This window comes from Novosphingobium sp. ES2-1, from assembly GCF_015169775.1.
Lineage (GTDB): Bacteria > Pseudomonadota > Alphaproteobacteria > Sphingomonadales > Sphingomonadaceae > Novosphingobium > Novosphingobium subterraneum.
In genome coordinates this window covers 1,163,676-1,180,439 of record NZ_CP063445.1, presented here as the reverse complement: position 1 = coordinate 1,180,439, position 16,764 = coordinate 1,163,676, and the positions used below count along the sequence as shown (strand labels likewise).

Below are 16,764 nucleotides of genomic sequence, written 5' to 3'. Positions count from 1 at the left end.
AACCGGTCCATCGCACAAGCCCTGTTTGCGGCAGGACCCGTACGCGGCGAAGGACGCCAGACAGACACGGGATTCGCCAATCACTGGGCGAAGGCGCGCCTATACGGATTTTCTGGTGCTTTGCAAGCGCACCCGCGCTAGCCTTGGCCGCAGATCCCAGGACGGACGAACACAAGGGGGAGTACCTGAAGGCATGACTATACTGCCAATCACGCTGTGCGCGGCTGCGGCCGCTGCGGCGATCAACATCTGGCTTTCGATCCGTTGCGGCATGGTCCGCTCTGCCAAGAAGATCAGCATCGGCGATGGCGGCGACATGGATCTGATCGCGAGGATGCGGGCGCAGGCGAACTTTGTCGAGAACACGCCTGTCGTATTGGTGCTGATCGCCGCAGTGGAATTGGCGCGGACAGCCAACCCGTGGCTGATGGGCGTGGCCGCTATCTACATGCTTGGCCGCGTTGGCCATGGCGTCGGCATGGACGGCGGGCCGCTTGGGTTCCTTCGCGGCGTGGGTACGCTGACGACGATGCTGACCCAACTTGGTCTTGGAGTCTGGGCGGTTTCGATCGCCTTGGATATGTGAAATCTGCAAGGGTGGGCAGTGACATGCCCACCCCCAGGCCAGTCCACCTGCGGGAAAGGAGCTACTTCAGCGCGTTTGCTTAGCTCAGGGCATAGTCGCTGACATAAGCGTTGGTCTGGCGTTCACGGCCGAACGTGCTGTTGGGGCCGTGACCGGGAACGAAAGTCACGTCGTTGCCGAGCGGCCAGAGCTTTTGCGTGATCGAATCGATCAGGTCCTGATGATTGCCCATGGGGAAGTCGGTGCGGCCGATCGATCCCTGGAACAGCACATCGCCTACGATCGCTACCTGTGTCGGGGCGTGGTGAAAGACGACGTGGCCGGGTGTGTGACCGGGGCAGTGGATTACGTCGAGCTCGACCTCGCCGACGGTGACCTTGTCTCCATCATTGAGCCAGCGGGTGGGTTCGAACACTTCGCCATCGATGCCATAGCGCTGGCCGTCCTCATCGAGGCGGCTGATCCAGAAGCGGTCATTCTCGTGGGGGCCCTCGATCGGCACACCGAGTTCACGGGCGAAGATACCGACGCTGCCGCAGTGGTCGATGTGGCCGTGGGTAACCAGCAGCTTCTCGATGGTGACGCCGGTCATTTCGATCGCCTTGCGCAGCTTGTCCAGATCGCCGCCGGCATCGATGAAGGCGCCGCGCATGGTCCTGGTGCACCAGACCAGCGTGCAGTTCTGCTGCAGTGGTGTGACGGGGATGATCGCGACCTTGAAAGGCGGCTGGGCGGCGGTTTGGGTGGCGGCTACGGTCATGCCTGCCGATTTGGAGCGAAGGCACCATAATTGCAATGCTCCGGTCCGGGGCTTAGGTTTGCCCGATGATATCAATCCGCCCCTCCCGCCCCACAGATGACGAGCGTGCGCTGGAAATCTGGGCCTCTGCCGTGGATGCGACCCACGACTTCCTGTCGCCCGAAGACCGGCTGGCGATTGGCAACGAGGTTGCGGGCTTTCTTCCGGGTACGCCCATGACTGTAGCTGCGGACGCGAGCGACCGCGCCCTCGGCTTCATGATCGTGGACGATGGAAGCATCGAGGCTCTGTTCGTCGATGCCGCCTGCCATGGCCAAGGCGTCGGCAAAGCCCTGATCGGACATGCGATTCAGGCACTTGGAGCACATCGCCTTGAGGTCAACGAGCAGAATGCACGCGCCCGGGGGTTCTATCGCCGGATGGCCTTTGCCGAGATCGGCCGCAAGGAGGTGGACGGCCAAGGGCGGCCCTATCCGCTGATCCTCATGGAACTGCGCAGCTAGAGTCGGCCGCCTTTCCAGACGACCCGGCCGACGAGCTCGACCTCGTTCAAGGGGCGCTCAAGTCGAGGATAAGCGGGATTGTCTGAAATGATCCGCACCGTGCCGCCAGGGCCGGATTCGAGGCGCTTGACCAGCAGCACGTCGTCAAGCCGGATCACGTGAATTCCCGCGCGCAACGGGCGCGGAGTGCGGTCAACGAGGATCTCGTCGCCATCGCGCAAGGTCGGCTCCATCGAATCACCTTCGACTTCGATCACCGAAAGCATCGCCGGTTCCAGCCCCTGCCCCTTGAGCCAGCGGTGATTGAATCGCAGGCGACCGGAAGGAATCTCCTCTGCCGGGAGTGTGCCGGGACCAGCTGAAGCGCCCAGCGGCAGGCGGGGAATGTCGGCCCATTCGGCGGCGATGGACCGAGTGGGCTTGACGCCACGCGATGCTCCCTGCCCCGCGGTAATCACACCGCCGCGGGGCGAGGCACCAAGATCGGTTTCCGGGACGCCGAAGAACTCCGCAAGCGTACGGCGGTCATTCTCTTCCAGCTTGCGCGGACTGCCCTTGCGGACGAATTGCTGGAGATAGGTGGTGTTACGACCGATCAGCGCCGAGAGCGCCGAGAGGCTGACGCCGCGCTGCGTGGCAAGGCCCACAAGACGGGTGCGTGTGCCGTCTTCCGATTCGCTGTCTGCCGGGACCATTTCGCCTTACTCCGATTTCGAAGGACTTTTCCTAGCATTGTAGGATTTGAGGATCAACATAGGAAAAATCCTATTTCGAGTCGTCTCGCCGACTCCGCAGCTGGAGGTTTAGAAACGCCATGTTGCTCCGCAAGATCGAGAGCTTCCTTCGCCAGACGGGCATGTCAGTCACCAAGTTCGGCCGCCTTGCCGCCCACGATCCCCGTCTTGTGGGTGATCTGCGCAACGGCCGTGAGCCGCGTTCCGGAATGGTGGAACGCGTAGAACATTTCATGAACAACTTCGGAGAGAATGTCCATGCTGCTTGATCCTCATGCTTTCGAGACCAAGGCGCTTGCTGAATGCGTTCCTCCTCCTCTCACCCCTCGCCCATCTCCCGCCGAGCGCCTGTTGCGTGGCGTGCGCGAGATAAGCGGGCCACACGCCGAAGTAGTCAGTCATGACGAGACGCCGTGGGCGAGCATCACATTTTCAGGCTCGCGGCACCGTCTGGTGCTCCGCTTTGCCGGCAGCGAGGCGGTAAGTGATGGCGAGAGCTTCATCGCGGTTCTGCCCGAACACGAGTTCAAGTTGCGAGGGCGGCTGGTGGCCGATGCTGCGGTGACCCGGGTTGACCATGAGGTCCTGCCCGCACCGCTCATGGAAGTGGAGTGCGAGATCCTGCTGCTCGACGAGGACTGAGGAGATCGGCGGGTGCTCTTGAGCGCATGGACTCAAGGCACCCGCTCTCCTCTCCAACCGGTCAATTCGTCTTCGCGAGCAGCGGCGCAGGCTTGGCACCGACCCAGAGGCTCATGTCTACGGCGTTGGTGACGCGGAAGACATCGCCCTTGCTGTTGAGGAACAACTCTTCCATTTCCGGCCGGGTGAACGGGCGGGAACCAAGCCGACCAAAGACAGCCATCTGCCCTCCGGTTTCATCGACACCGCGATCGCGATCTAGCCCCTTTGACAGCGCCAGGGCCGGTGTCGGTGTACGAGCCCATGCAATGAGCTCCGGCTTGGGCTCGGGCGAGAAGCCGTAGAAGTTCGGCTGACTGGCTGGCGAGGTCAGCTGCAGCACTTTCATCCCGTTCCGGCCATCGGCGACGTAGGCGAAGAGCGAGGCGTTGGTTGACGCCGCGATCACGTCCTCGGCATCGTTCAATTGCCCGTCAGCGGTGTAGCTCGTGTAGATCGACGGTCGCGTCGGCGCGGTGATGTCCACGATGACCAGCCCCTGCGACTTGGCTGCGACATAGGCATACGTGCGCGCAAGGTAGACTCGGCGAGCGTCGACCATCGGCACAGTTGCCGATGGTACGGCCCTGGGCTGGGCCAGGTTGGTGATGTCCATCAGTTCTAGGCCATTGGCCGTCGTCACCCACAGGTAACGGAACTGCACCGCCGTGGCGCGAGGATCGCGCAAGGGCACGACCGAAGTGATGCGCGGATCGAGGCAAGTTTCGCCGCCCTTCTTCTCACTGACTTCGCACGGCTTTTGCGCAGACCATGGCTTGGGCAGGTGAACCGTGACCAGCGCCTTGTCGGTGACAATATAGGCGTAGTCCCCGGCGAGCGTGATGTGCCGAGCGCCAGTGAGCACGCCGTCCGGGTTGAAGGTCAGCGCGCGATTGAAGAAATTGTTGCGGAATTCGCCGTCGGCGAGAGTGTCGACGTTGACCGCGATCAGGCCTTCGACCGCATCGGTCACGAAAGCGTAGGAATAGATCGGCGAGAACGGCTGCTCCTGATTGAGCGTGCGCAATTCGCGTGTGTTGCGGGTCGGCGCGATGGACTGGTTGGTCGGCAGGGCCATGCAGGTCGCGTTGGTGGTAGCGACATGGGTGTCATGGCCCAAGGGCGAGAAGGGAGCAGTGACGATCCGCTCCGAGAAGCCCTTGTTGCCGATGGCGGCAATGTCATAGGCTCGGAATCCGCCCTTGCCCTCTGCGACGTACATGTACTCGCCGCGCATCTGCAGGCAGCGGACCGCGTCCTTGGTGCCCTCCACCACATTGGCAAACTGTTCCTGCCCGGTTGTTTCCCCCGAAAGCTTGCCATCGACGATCTTGCCGCGCGTCCAGTTCTTCAACTCGCGCCCGTTATCTTCGACATGCTGCTTCCAGTAATCAGGGTAGGCGTAGCGGTGCAGGTATGAGCCAATCACCGCTTGCGGCTCATCCCATTCGGTAACGCGGACAGCTTCAAATCCGCCGTCCAGACCGAACCAGGCGTTCATGCCCACGAAATTCACGTAGTTCGTGCCCAGCAGGAGAAGCTGCGCCATCGTGGCGTTATTGTCTTCGTCCTGGCTGACGTGGCAGTCGGTGCACTGCTTGGTCTCGTTCTTGCGAACAGTGTGCGGGAAGTGCGGCGCGAAGGCCTGTGACGAGTAGCCGATCGAGGAAATTGGCGGCTGCTGCACGTAGATGCGTTCGCGGTTGATGTTGGTTGACGACAAGATCAGAGCCGAAGTTGAACGGATCGGCGCGGTTATCGCCTTGCCCGACACCGGATTGCCCGAGGCGTCATACTGCACCGGGTCCGAACCCGACGACTTGTTGCGCTGGTGCTTGCCAAGCTGGAACATGTCATCGCGCGCGACCTGCGGGTTATAGGTCGCGTAGTTGCGGGTGTAATCTTCCTCGTACTTGTGCGTCGCCGACTTCCAGTTCGCCTCGATCGGGAGGTGGCACCCGGCACAGGAAGTGGTCCACGACAGGTGGCAGGTGAAGCAAGCCATATCGTCGTCACGATGGGCGCGCGCTTCCTTGGCCACGCCGGTGCCGAACTTGTAGACACCGTCATCCGACGCGGACTTGGCCATCAGTTTCGCGCGGGCGGCCTTGGGGTTGAAGATCGGCTTGCCGGACGTGTCCATTTGCCCGGCAAAGCGGGCGTCGACCGAGTCCTTCACCAGGCTGACGCGCCAGGACAACTTGGGATCGATGATCGAGCGCTGGATCAGCACGCGGCGCCCATCGGCCTCCTTGAACCATTCGAAGCGACGCTGGCCGTCTGCATTGCGCAGCAGCGCAAGATTGTTGCCCTTTTCGGGTGCCGCCATGTTCGAAGTCAGCAGCGTCGGGTAAGCATCGGGCGTGCCGTGGCAGTCCTTGCAGCCGATCTCGACCGCATTGGCGACTTCGCCATAGATCACGCCATTGCCGTGGCTGTCCTGCGAGAAGTGGCAATCGGCGCACTGCATGCCGATCTGGGCGTGGATGTCCATCATGTGGACGGCCTTGCCGGGATTGCTCTCACCCGGTTCGACGAACTTGCCCTCACCCGCCTTGCGGAACTTTTCCGGATCGTCAGGCGAGATGATGTGCGCCTTGTCGGTGCCGTAGGAGGACATATCACCCTCGTCATCGAGCAGGTTGCCGCGACGATCGCGCTTGAGGATGGCGCGGAAGTTCCAGCCGTGGCCGTGATAGTCGGCGAACTGGGTGCGTTCCAGCTTGTCGTTCAGGTCATAGACGTTGCGCAGGAATTCGACATCGCGCCACAGACCGCGCGTGGACGCGCCCTCGGGATTGCGGTCCAGCACTTCGCGCTGCTCGTCGATGTTCGGGTAGAACTGCTTCTTGAACGTCTTTGCGTAGTCTTCATCGGACATGCCGGCGGGCTTGGGCGCGCGGTTCTCTGGCCCGGGCCACATGCTCGGCGCATCGGACTCGTAGTCCCACATCGTGTAGCCGAGGTAAGAGTTCAGGAAGATGTTGGGCTGGTGCATGTGGCAATTCATGCACTGCGCGGTCGGGATGGCGCGGGTGAAGGCATGGACCAGCGGGTGGCCGCGTTCGCGATCCTGCATTGCGACTGGGCCATCGGCCTGGTGCGCATCTTCGCCGTGGGCATCCTTCTTCGGGTGCCCCTTGGCGTCCAGTCCTGCCATGGCGTGGGCCGAGGCCTGGTCCATCTTGTCGTTGTCCATCGAGCCATGTGGCGCGACACCCTTGCCCGGCGAGTAGACCAGCTGCTCGGCCGAGGAAATGGCGCGGGCGCAATCGCCCTCCATGTCTCTCGACTGTTCAGGATCAGTGCTGTCACCGCCGAGATAGCCGCGCTTCCCGCCGAGAACCGTGCCGCGCACCTTGTCGTGATGTTCTTCATTCTCGGCGTTGTAGGAGCCATAGGCACCCTTGCGATGCTGGCCTTCACGCAGGGAGTTTATGGTGGGGTCAGCCGTGATGGTCTGCCCGTCACGCCCGCACTTGCCGTAGCTCAACGAGTGACGCGGTTCACGGTCGTTCGCGTAGATGACATGGCACGCCGCGCAGCCCGAGGAGCGATAGTCGCCCGGCTGATCATTGGTGCCCATCTGGAACAGGAACGGGTCATTCAAACGCGTCTTGTGGATGTTGAGCACCGGGATGGCGACGCGCAGGCCCGTGGCGGGGCCGCGGTTGGACTGCTTGAGATCAGGACGCCCCGGTTCGTCCAGGCGCTGGATCAGACCCGTGGAATTGGGCAGGCCGATTTCGGGGAACTGCGGGTTGATCGTACGGCCACCATCCTCGAACACGCGGAACACGTCGCCCGGCGGGATGGTGTGCCAGCGCGGCAGTGGGTACATGATGGGCAAGGCGCCGCGCGCCTTCTCCCGGGGCGTGACGGTGCCCCACATCGGCTTGCCGTCCGCGCCGATCTCCTTCGAGGCCGACTTCAGCAAGGCAGGCTCACCATTGCGGGTGAAGCTTTCGCCAAACATGTAGTTCTTGAAGGGGACGATGCCGTTGTTATAGGCCGCCCCGCCCCACAGCATTGCCCCCGTCGACATCAGCGAGCGTTCGGACGCTTCGATGATCTGCATGTGGCAAGCACCACAGGAGTCACGCGCAACGCGATAGTCCGACGGGTTGACGAAGCGGATGAACTCGGGGCTTTCCTTGCCCAGAAGCGCGTAGGAACGCTTCGGGTTGGCTGACGACGGCCAGCCCCATGCGGCCGGGTACTTCGGCAGAACGTGTGCATCTTTCATGGCCGCGACATAATCGATCGAATTGCGGTTCCATGACCGGTCAGCCATGACCTTGGTGTTGCCGCCATGGCAATCGGCACAGGACAGCACCACAGCTGGGCTGGCGTGCATGGTGCGATGGTCGCTCTTGGTATGGCAGCTGACGCAGCCTGCGTTCTGCTTGTCGACGTAGGCCCACTGCTCCTCGACCGTATCACCGGGCTGGCCGCGCGGCGCGGCGGGTGCGCGAGTATGCGTAACCTTCTGGGCTTTCTCTTCACCCGAAGCGTAAAGAGCGCTCGGGATCAGCAGGGCGGCGAGCGCCGCTATCAGCCATGCCAGCGAGAGTTTGCGGAAGCTGCGCGTGTCGGTCATGGGCTGGGTCATCAGAAGGCCAGGGTCGCGTTGGCGAGGACGGAATAGAAGCGGCTTGCCTTGCCCATCTGGGCGAACAGATCATCAAAGCCCGCCCCAGGATCAAGCACGGCGCCCGAAAGGCGGAAGACGAGGTTCTGCGAGGCGTTGGGCCGCCAGATTGCCGAGACGGAAGCATCCCAGCCAATGTCGCGCGGAATCGAACCTTCGTTGCGCAGCACCTGCAGGATCTTGGTGTTCTCGAACCAGAGATGGTTGAGGTTGGTCGAGACCCGCACAGTTGGAGTGAGGTCGAAATCCGTACCCAGACCAAGCAGCATCGTACCCGGGTTCGTGAAGTTGGACTGCCCCTGCTCCTTGGATGAGCGAAGCGAGTTCAGGATGCCGTTGCGACCATTGACCGAGATGTTGCGGCCACCGCCGGCGAACGGGATCGTCTGGCGAATCCAGTAGCTGGTGTCCGCGCCTGCGACCTGGGGATTTTCGAAGATGGCGTCGAAACCGCCTTCGGTCTTGTCATAAGGATCACTGTCGCCACTTGCCCAGAGGCCGGAAAGGCGGACGCGGGTCCAGTCGAAATCATAGCTGACTTCGGCAGCGGCCATGAACGCCTTGATCTCGGCCGCGCGGCTGGTGAGGAAATTGTTCCGGTCCTCGCCCAGTGCAGCGTAGGCCTGCGCGGTGAGGTTGAGGCGTCCGATATGGCCGTCTGCAGCATAGCCGAGATAGACCACGTCGTACTCGCGACCGCGCAGATCACCAATCAGCGCCGGGCGAACCGGGAAGCCATTGGTATCGACCGTGATGTCGTTGCGCTCACGGTTCATGTTGTAGGTGACGGAGACCTGGCTGGTCAGGCCGACAACGGGAAAGTCCTGGCGATAGAGGTTCGCCATGAACACCCAATCGTTGCGCGGCGCCCGGCTGACGTCGTTCAGCCCGGAATTGGTTTCCTTCTCCAGCCGCCAGAACGCGGCGAGGTTGAACTGCACGCGGTTGTTGTCGCGGTTGCCGAAGAGGCGCACGCCCAACTGATTGTCGTTGAAGAGGAACCCGCGAAAGTCCGACTGCATCGGCTGGATGCCTGCACGCAAGGATATGAAATCGTAGCGCTTCGTATCGAACCGGCCGATGTGATAATCGATGAAGGCTTCCTGCAGTCCGATGAAGCCATCGGTACGCTTGGTTCCCTTTGAAGGTTCGACGAACAGGACGCGCCGTTCCGGCACCTCGACGTGGTTGATGTTGCCAGCCACCGCAATGCGATACTCGACCACGGGCGGCTTGTAGGCCGTCATGCCCTTGAGCAGCGAGAGGCTGGCGATGAAGGTCTGCGACAGCACCAGGCTGTGGCTACGACCAAAGACGTCAATCGCGTTGGGATTGGTCGTGGTCTGGTTGCCGACCGGGATCGGGAAACTACGCGGCTCGACCACCGTATCGGAAACCGCGCCGGCCAGCAGATACCAGTCATCCCCTTTCAGGAAACCGGGGCGCTTGCCCCGCGCCAGGGGACGATCGCCTTTGAGCAGGTTATGATGAAACGGATCGAGCTGCGAATGACAGACGTATTCGAGCTTCGGGAATAGCGTGTAGAGCGAGCGGTCTTTCTTGCCGGTAGCCTTGTCCTTCTGTGGACAGAGCGAAGACATGATACGCCAGCGGTCAGGCAGGGCCACATCAAGGCCGAGATCGCCCACGGGCCCCTCGCCATCGTACTTGTCGTAGAAGGCTTCCGGCGGCGGAGCATTGACCGCACCGGGATTGTCCTGCTCGACCTTCTCGGGAAGCTGCTTGTTGAAGCCGGGGCGGCGACGCCCATCGATCAGCGCACCATCGGCATCGGTTTCACCACCCGGGAGCGGAGCAGCTTCCTGCCCGGCCGCGGCATCGCTCTGCGGGTTCGCCGCCTCCTGCGGATCGCCCGCACCGGGAGAAGCCGCGTCTACGGCTGCCAAAACGTGGAACGGCAGGGTGACGGGCTGGGAGGCCGGCGTGGTAATGCCGAGAACCGGTCCGAGAAGGAGTGCGACATGCTGCATCACTTGCCCTCGCAGACGTTCTGGTCAGTGGTATCGAGGAACGGGGCGAAAGGACAGTTCACATAGCGCAGGCGAACGCCCTGGCCCACCGGGACGACGATGGTATCGGCCCGAATTTCCTTGGGCGCGTTGCCGATGGTGCCCACCTTGGCACCGCCATTGTGCGTTCCCAGGAAAGCGATCATGTCGTCCTGATCGATACCGTCACCGGAAATGCCGATGGCACCGACCAGCTTGCCGTTGCGGTAGATCGGAACCGAACCCGGAAAAATCTGGATGCCGTTGGCAATGCGCTTCTTGCCGGTAGGGGTGTCCGGGACCGCCGTGCAGCGCTGAACCACGTCACGCGCGTTGAGAGAGCCTTCGACGAAAACCGCGTGCTGCAACAAGTTGGCCTTGACCAGAGCGATCTGGAGGCCAGTGGCCAAGGGACTGAAATCCGTGATCGGGCGAGAAAGCGGTCCATGGGGACGGCCGACTTCTCCGTCAGGGAAAAAGGGCCGCGACAGGTTACCGCCCGATCGGTCAGCGAAAGCGATCTTGCCGGTGAGAGCCGTCTGATCGCCGAGGAAATCGCGGGTACGCTGCACGAATGCGGGGATTTCCGCATCGGTATTGGCGAGAAGCTGCTCGGCTGCGACCGGATTGGAAAAGAATGCAGCGGTGCGCGCTTTCTGGAGCGAAACGTCGATGCCGAAGATGGGCGCGTCAGGCCCGCGAACAAGGCCGAGCACCTCGCCGTATGTGTCGACAACGGAAATCGAAACCTGTGCGCGGCTATCGAGGGGGCGGCGGATCTGCGCGCGGGCGCGCGTCATGATCGTGAAGGCCTCTTCGAGAACGGCACGCACCTCTGCAGCGGTCAAAGCCGTGCCGACGGCAGCGGAATCGGTCCCGCCCTTGATGGGATAGCGGTTTGCGCCAGACCCGTTGCTCAGGACGTAGGCGTCGGCCAGCGAGAACTCGCTCAGGGTCGCACGCCGAATGCCGCTGGCTTCTGTTCCATAGGGCGTTCCAGCAAGAACCGCGGTGCCATCATAATAGCCACGCACGGGAATGAGGGTGCCTGCCGTGTTGTTAATTGCGGAAAAACTGGTCTGAAGCGGATGAAGGCCTTCGACCCGCGCATCGGCAAAGCGCAGCGTGGAACCATCGACCGGAATGCGATCGGCGCGAATCTCTGCCGGCGGTGCGAAGCCCTGGATGCCGGCGAGCGCCATGAATTCTTCCGGATCGCCGTCGACGTCGGTCACATCGGGATCGTAGGCATAATCGCCGTCGGCCATGATGCCGATGCCGCCAACCACGACCCCGTTCTTGTAAAGCGGGAGTCCGCCTGGATCGGCAGCCAGCCCCAACGGAGCGCGCTTTGGACCGATAAAGGCGGCGCTTCCGGCATTGCCCGCGGCAAATCGGGCGGAAAGGTCCGAGCACGGCAATTGACTGAACTGCACGCCGAAGAGCGGGCCTGATTCCAGGCCGGGCGTATTCGGCGCCGGCGGGAAATGCTCCTGCACGATCATGCTGGCCGTGCGGGTGGAAAAGGCATTCCCGCTCGACGAAAGGTAGGCGGCGGTGACAGCCTTCGAAATGGCTCCCATCGTCGCTTCGACTTCGAGCCCCTGCGCATCGACTTCACGCGGCGATATCTCGCCCGTGGCGGTGCGCGGGCTGATGATCATCCGGGTTGCAGCACCGTTCATGCGGAAAACAGCAAGCACGTTGCCGACACGATCGACCACTGCGATGATCGCCGGGTAGTTGAGGGCCTTGGCCTCGCCCACTGCCTGCGCAATTATTTGCTGGACTTCCGCGACAGTCAGGGCTTCCTGCGCCGGATCAGCGAAAAAACGCGAAGACGATGTCGGGGTAGGTGTCGGCGTGAATGTCCCGCCCGAGCCAGAGTCACCACCGCCGCACCCAGACAAAGTGAGAGAGAGCGCGAGTGCGACGGCGGTGGTCTGCCGGAGAGCCAACGGCATGCGCATCAGCGAAGGCTCCGGATGGATCGTACCGCGCTGCCGAGGGCGCGGCGGAATGAGAGAGGCTGGAAACCGTTCGGATCACGAACGGCGGCATAGGCCTGGTTGATCTGGACGCGCAGACCGCTGGCGGAACCTGGCGAGACCATGCCTTGATTGACGAGACCATTGAGCAGCGTATCGACAGCCATGACCGACTGCACGGCCCCCTCGTAATCAGTGAAGCGTTCGCCAATCGCGTCGCTGGCAATCGAGTCCATGATCGCGAAGGTCTGCTCCCGCGTGAAGCTGGCAGAGGCGAAGCGCGCAGACAGCGCATCGGCAGACTGGCGAAGTGCCTGGGCCGCGGCGACGGTCTCTGCGCGGTTCGCCAGCATCGCCCGGTGGAACGCCTTGGCCCGCGCGTCGAACGTGGCAGCCGCATCCGGCGCGATGACACGCGCAGCCGCCAGAAGCATGATCATGTTCTCGTCGTTATAGGGAGGCGTGCCAAGATCGACGGGGCGGCCGGGATTGCGGATTGCCGTGACGTTTCCATCCTCACCGTCATAAATGCGGCGGTGGCATGAGTGGCAATCGTAGAAGGTGAACTCGGGGAAGATGCCATCCATGGCCCGCGCCGGCTGACTGAACAGCTCAAGGCTGCGCTTCACGGCCTCGGCTTGCCCCACGGCCCACATGCGCATCGAGTTGGTCTTGCCGCCCTTGCGCTTAACGTAGTCGGCGTCCTCATCGTGGTGCTGCTGGAGCGTGGTGAACAGGTCCAGCTCGAACGAAATGCGCGGGTGGCCTGCAGCCATGATACGGTGGGCAATGAACTGGCCCTTGGCATCGCCGGAGAAATGACAATCAAGGCAGACCTGCGCCTTCACTTGTGGGCGGGTCAGGTCGGTCATGCCCTGGGCGACGTTGCGGGCATGGCTGGCGCCGACGGTGTAGTGGGAAGAGAGCCAGCCGCCAGAGGCACCGTGGCACGCTTCGCAATCGACGCCATCGGAAGGACGCGCAGATCCCGGCGAGGCGTGGCAACCCGCACATTCACGCTGAATGCCAGCAGCATCGAGCCCCATCCGCCTGACGATGGCCTGCCCACGCGGCTCCTGGATCACGCGCCAGGCGCGGCTGTGCGCACCCGAAGGCGAGGAATCTTCCTGCCAGCGCATGAGTTCATCCTGCCGGACGACAGCACCATCGGCGACGCTACGGCCGTGACAAGTGGAGCCCGCGCATGACGCGACACCGACGTGGCCGCGCAGGACCGCCGGCGCAGTCCCCTGGGCCTGCAGCGAAGGCGACACCAGCGAGGATGCACCGAGGGCGGCTCCGGCCATGACAAGGCAGAACGCCATCGCCATGGCGGCGGAGCGCGGTAGGGCCCGGCAAGTTGCCGCGAGCTGCCTGATTCGCAAGATAGTACCCAGCATTGCCCCTCGTCCCCACCGGCCCTGCATATCGCGCGGCTTTTGCCTTGTGCGATAGCTCCTGCCGGAAGTGCTGCAATGCGACCCCGTTGATCTTCAGGTTAGGACACTCTTACCCCTTGGTTCAAGTGGCTAATCGGCATCTTTGGAAACATATCGGAAAGACAGGCACCTTTCTTTGTCGGAAATCACTTCCGGCGGATGACCATGTTCCTGATCTCGGACATGTCTTCCATGGCGAAGCGGATCCCTTCGCGGCCGAGGCCCGAATCCTTGACCCCACCGTAGGGCATGTTGTCGACGCGGTAGGAGGACACGTCGTTTACGACGATACCACCGACGTCGAGCTTGTCCCAGGCGTCCATCACCTTGTGGATGTCGGCCGTAAACAGGCCCGCCTGGAGCCCGAACTTGCTGTCGTTCACTTCCTCGAGCGCGGCATCCCAATCCGTGAACCTGGACAGGATGACGACGGGACCGAAGGCCTCTTCGGTATAAACGTCCATATCGCGGCTGCAGCCTTCGAGCAGGGTGGCTTCGAGCATGTTGCCATCGCAGCCACCGCCGGCGAGCAGCGTGGCTCCCCCAGCCACTGCAGCATCGATCCAGGTCTTGAGGCGCTGCGCTTCCTTGGCCGAGATCATCGGGCCGATGAAGGTATCGCGGTGCTTGGGGTCACCCGACTTCAGCGTCTTGACCCTGGCGGCGAGCATGTCGCGGAACTGTTCGTAGATGTCGGCATGGATGATCACGCGCTGGACGTGGATGCACGACTGACCGGACTGATAATACCCACCAAAGATGATGCGGGCGAGCGCGTGTTCGAGGTCGGCGTCCTTGTCGACGACAACGGCTGCATTGCCGCCGAGTTCGAGGACGACCTTCTTCTTGCCCGCCTTCCCCTTGAGGTCCCAGCCGACGCCCGGCGAGCCGGTGAACGAAAGGAGCTTGAGCCGGTCATCAGTCGTGAACAGGTCGGCGCCATCGCGGCTGGCAGGCAGGATCGAGAACGCACCTTCCGGCAGGATATCGCATTCCGCCAGCACTTCGCCCATGATGATCGCGCCCAGCGGGGTGAGCGAAGCGGGCTTCATCACGAAAGGGCAACCCATGGCGATGGCGGGCGCGATCTTGTGCGCGGCAAGGTTCAGCGGGAAGTTGAAGGGCGAGATGAAGCTGCACGGACCGATCGGCACGCGCTTCCACATGCCCATGTAGCCCTTGGCGCGGGGGCTGATATCGAGTGGCTGGACTTCGCCGTAGTTGCGCGTGGCTTCTTCGGCGGCAATGCGGAAAGTGTCGATCAGGCGGCCCACCTCGCCTTCGGAATCGGCAATGGGCTTCCCGGCTTCGACGCAAAGGGCATAGGCGAGCTCGTCGTTGCGCTCGGCAAAGCGGCGGACGCAATGGTCGAGCACGTCGCGCTTCTCGTAGGATGCAAGCTTGGCCATGGGTTCGGCAGCGCGGACGGCACCGGCGATTGCCTCATCGATCACGTCTGGCGTCGCGAGCGCGGTGCGGAACGCGATCTCGCCCGTGAACTTGTCCGTCACCGCAAGGTCGGTGTTCGGCTGCACGGCCTTGTTGTTGAGATAGAGCGGGTAGACGTCCTTGAGCTGTGACACTTGATAACCTCCAACGTCACCCCGGGCTTGACCCGGGATCCCGCTATTTATCGAACCGCCGCAGGTGGAAAAGCGGGACCCCGGGTCAAGCCCGGGGTGACGACATGATGAATCGCCTGAACCCTAGAGTGCCTTGGACAGTTCCTTGATATCCTTGTTGAGAATCTGGTCGTTCTCCGAATAGTCGACCGGACAATCGATCAGGTGGACGCCCGGCGTATCGCGGCAATGGGCGAGCAGTTCCTTGAGGTGCTCGGAACTTGTGACGCGATGCCCATGCGCGCCGTAGCTTTCGGCATACTTCACGAAATCGGGGTTGCCGTAGGTCAGGCCAAAGTCCTCGAAGCCCATGTTGGCCTGCTTCCAGCGAATCATGCCATAGGCGCTGTCATTCAGGATGAGCACGGTGAGGTTGAGACCAAGGCGGACCGCGGTTTCCATCTCCTGGCTGTTCATCATGAAGCCGCCATCGCCGCAGATCGCCATGACCTTGCGCTCAGGGTAAAGCATCGCGCTCATCATCGCCGAGGGCAGGCCAGCGCCCATTGTCGCCAGCGCATTATCTAGCAGCACGGTGTTGGGATGGTAGGCGGTGTACCCACGCGCGAACCAGATCTTGTAGACGCCGTTGTCGAGGCAGATGATCGCGTCCTCAGGCAGGGCATCGCGGATCTGCTGCACGAGGTGCGGCGGGAAGATCGGGAAACGAGTGTCGGCGGCGAGCGGTGCGGTGTGCGCGACCTCGGCAGCGCGATAGGCCAGCATATGATCGAAGTTCCAGGCCGGGTTTGGCTCGACCGCTTCCTTCATCTGCCAGACCGCGTTGGCGATATCGCCGATCACCTCGATGGCGGGGAAATAGACAGGGTCGACTTCAGCCGTCTTGGTCGAGACGTGGATGACCGGCGTACCGCCTTCACGCATGAAGAACGGCGGCTTTTCGATGACGTCATGGCCGACGTTGATGATGAGGTCGGCGTCCTCGACGGCACGGTGGACGAAATCACCGGCCGAAAGCGCGGCGCAACCTAGGAACTTGGGGTGTCGCTCGTCGATCACGCCCTTGCCGAGCTGCGTAGTGAGAAACGGTATGCCGGTCTTCTCGACAAACTCGCGCAGCATCTTGCCGGTCATCTTGCGATTTGCGCCCGCCCCGATGACGAGGACCGGAGCCTTGGCGTTCTGCAAGGCGTGAACGGCCTGCGCGATTGACTTGGCATCGGCGTTGGGGCGGCGCACGAGACTGCGCTTGAGGGGGACGGAGTCGGTGTGTTCGTCAGCGATATCCTCGGGCAGTTCGATATGCGTTGCGCCGGGCTTTTCTTCCTCGGCGAGGCGATACGCTTCGCGCACGCGGCTGGGGATATTGTCGGACGAGGCCATCTGATGGGTGAATTTGGTAATCGGCCCCATCATCGAGACAACATCGAGAATCTGGAAGCGGCCCTGCTTGGACTTCTTGATCGGCTTCTGACCAGTGATCATCAACATCGGCATGCCGCCGAGCGTGGCGTAGGCGGCGGCGGTCACGAAATTGGTCGCGCCGGGCCCGAGGGTGGCAATGCAGACGCCGGTCTTGCCGGTGTGGCGACCGTAAGTGGCTGCCATGAATCCGGCACCCTGTTCATGGCGCGTGAGGATCAGCTTGATCTTTTTCGAGCGGGAAAGCGAATCGAGGAAATCGAGGTTCTCTTCGCCCGGAACGCCGAAAATGTATTCGCAGCCTTCTTCCTCAAGGCACTCGATGAACAGGTCTGACGCCTTCTTGCCTTCGGCCATTTTTGGTCGCTCCATCAACGGGAACGCGCGGCCAAGGCTGCGTTACCCTCC

12 protein-coding genes are annotated in these 16,764 nt (G+C 62.4%); 3 read left to right on the top strand and 9 right to left on the bottom strand.

Annotation, left to right across the window (positions count from 1 at the left end; translation table 11 throughout):
- Nucleotides 1–193: 193 nt before the first annotated feature.
- Entirely contained in the window at nt 194–586 is a 393-nt protein-coding gene (locus IM701_RS05600) for an MAPEG family protein (RefSeq protein WP_039331453.1), read from the top strand.
- Nucleotides 587–665: 79 nt separating this feature from the next.
- Here IM701_RS05600 and IM701_RS05595 read toward each other — a convergent pair whose 3' ends face one another.
- A complete protein-coding gene (locus tag IM701_RS05595; RefSeq protein ID WP_193828035.1) occupies nt 666–1,346 on the bottom strand; it encodes an MBL fold metallo-hydrolase in 681 nt (226 codons plus the stop codon).
- Between the two features lie 65 nt (nt 1,347–1,411).
- Between IM701_RS05595 and IM701_RS05590 the strand changes: the two genes are divergently transcribed.
- On the top strand, nt 1,412–1,849 hold the full coding sequence (locus IM701_RS05590) for an acetyltransferase (RefSeq protein WP_193828034.1): 438 nt from the start codon (nt 1,412–1,414) through the stop codon (nt 1,847–1,849).
- Here IM701_RS05590 and IM701_RS05585 read toward each other — a convergent pair.
- Both IM701_RS05585 and IM701_RS22240 read right to left on the bottom strand, forming a co-directional pair.
- Entirely contained in the window at nt 1,846–2,544 is a 699-nt protein-coding gene (locus tag IM701_RS05585; protein ID WP_039331456.1) for a S24 family peptidase, read from the bottom strand. The two genes, IM701_RS05590 and IM701_RS05585, sit on opposite strands and share 4 nt — an antisense overlap.
- 164 nt (nt 2,545–2,708) lie before the next feature.
- Nucleotides 2,709–2,843: a hypothetical protein gene (locus tag IM701_RS22240; RefSeq protein WP_255355072.1), complete on the bottom strand. Its 135-nt coding sequence runs from the start codon at nt 2,841–2,843 to the stop codon at nt 2,709–2,711.
- On the opposite strand from IM701_RS22240, the gene IM701_RS05580 reads away from it, so the two are divergent.
- Nucleotides 2,842–3,225 (top strand): hypothetical protein, encoded by a 384-nt coding sequence (locus IM701_RS05580; protein ID WP_039331457.1) that lies wholly within the window; start codon nt 2,842–2,844, stop codon nt 3,223–3,225. The two genes, IM701_RS22240 and IM701_RS05580, sit on opposite strands and share 2 nt — an antisense overlap.
- A 61-nt stretch (nt 3,226–3,286) precedes the next feature.
- Here the strand turns inward: IM701_RS05580 and IM701_RS05575 are convergent, their stop codons facing one another.
- From IM701_RS05575 to IM701_RS05550, 6 genes are all read right to left on the bottom strand, one after another.
- Nucleotides 3,287–7,864: an LVIVD repeat-containing protein gene (locus IM701_RS05575; RefSeq protein ID WP_230487813.1), complete on the bottom strand. Its 4,578-nt coding sequence runs from the start codon at nt 7,862–7,864 to the stop codon at nt 3,287–3,289.
- Nucleotides 7,865–7,875: 11 nt separating this feature from the next.
- Nucleotides 7,876–9,906, bottom strand: coding sequence for a hypothetical protein (locus IM701_RS05570; protein WP_193828032.1), 2,031 nt, complete (start codon nt 9,904–9,906; stop codon nt 7,876–7,878).
- Nucleotides 9,906–11,894, bottom strand: coding sequence for a heme-binding protein (locus tag IM701_RS05565; RefSeq protein WP_193828031.1), 1,989 nt, complete (start codon nt 11,892–11,894; stop codon nt 9,906–9,908). The genes IM701_RS05570 and IM701_RS05565 overlap by 1 nt, the downstream gene beginning before the upstream one ends.
- Nucleotides 11,894–13,312 (bottom strand): multiheme c-type cytochrome, encoded by a 1,419-nt coding sequence (locus IM701_RS05560; RefSeq protein WP_193828030.1) that lies wholly within the window; start codon nt 13,310–13,312, stop codon nt 11,894–11,896. The genes IM701_RS05565 and IM701_RS05560 overlap by 1 nt, the downstream gene beginning before the upstream one ends.
- A 185-nt stretch (nt 13,313–13,497) precedes the next feature.
- Nucleotides 13,498–14,934 carry an aldehyde dehydrogenase family protein gene (locus IM701_RS05555; RefSeq protein ID WP_193828029.1) on the bottom strand — a complete coding sequence of 479 codons (1,437 nt, stop codon included), beginning with the start codon at nt 14,932–14,934 and terminating at the stop codon, nt 13,498–13,500.
- 123 nt (nt 14,935–15,057) lie between these two features.
- Nucleotides 15,058–16,713, bottom strand: coding sequence for an acetolactate synthase large subunit (locus IM701_RS05550; RefSeq protein WP_039331462.1), 1,656 nt, complete (start codon nt 16,711–16,713; stop codon nt 15,058–15,060).
- Between the last annotated feature and the right edge of the window lie 51 nt (nt 16,714–16,764).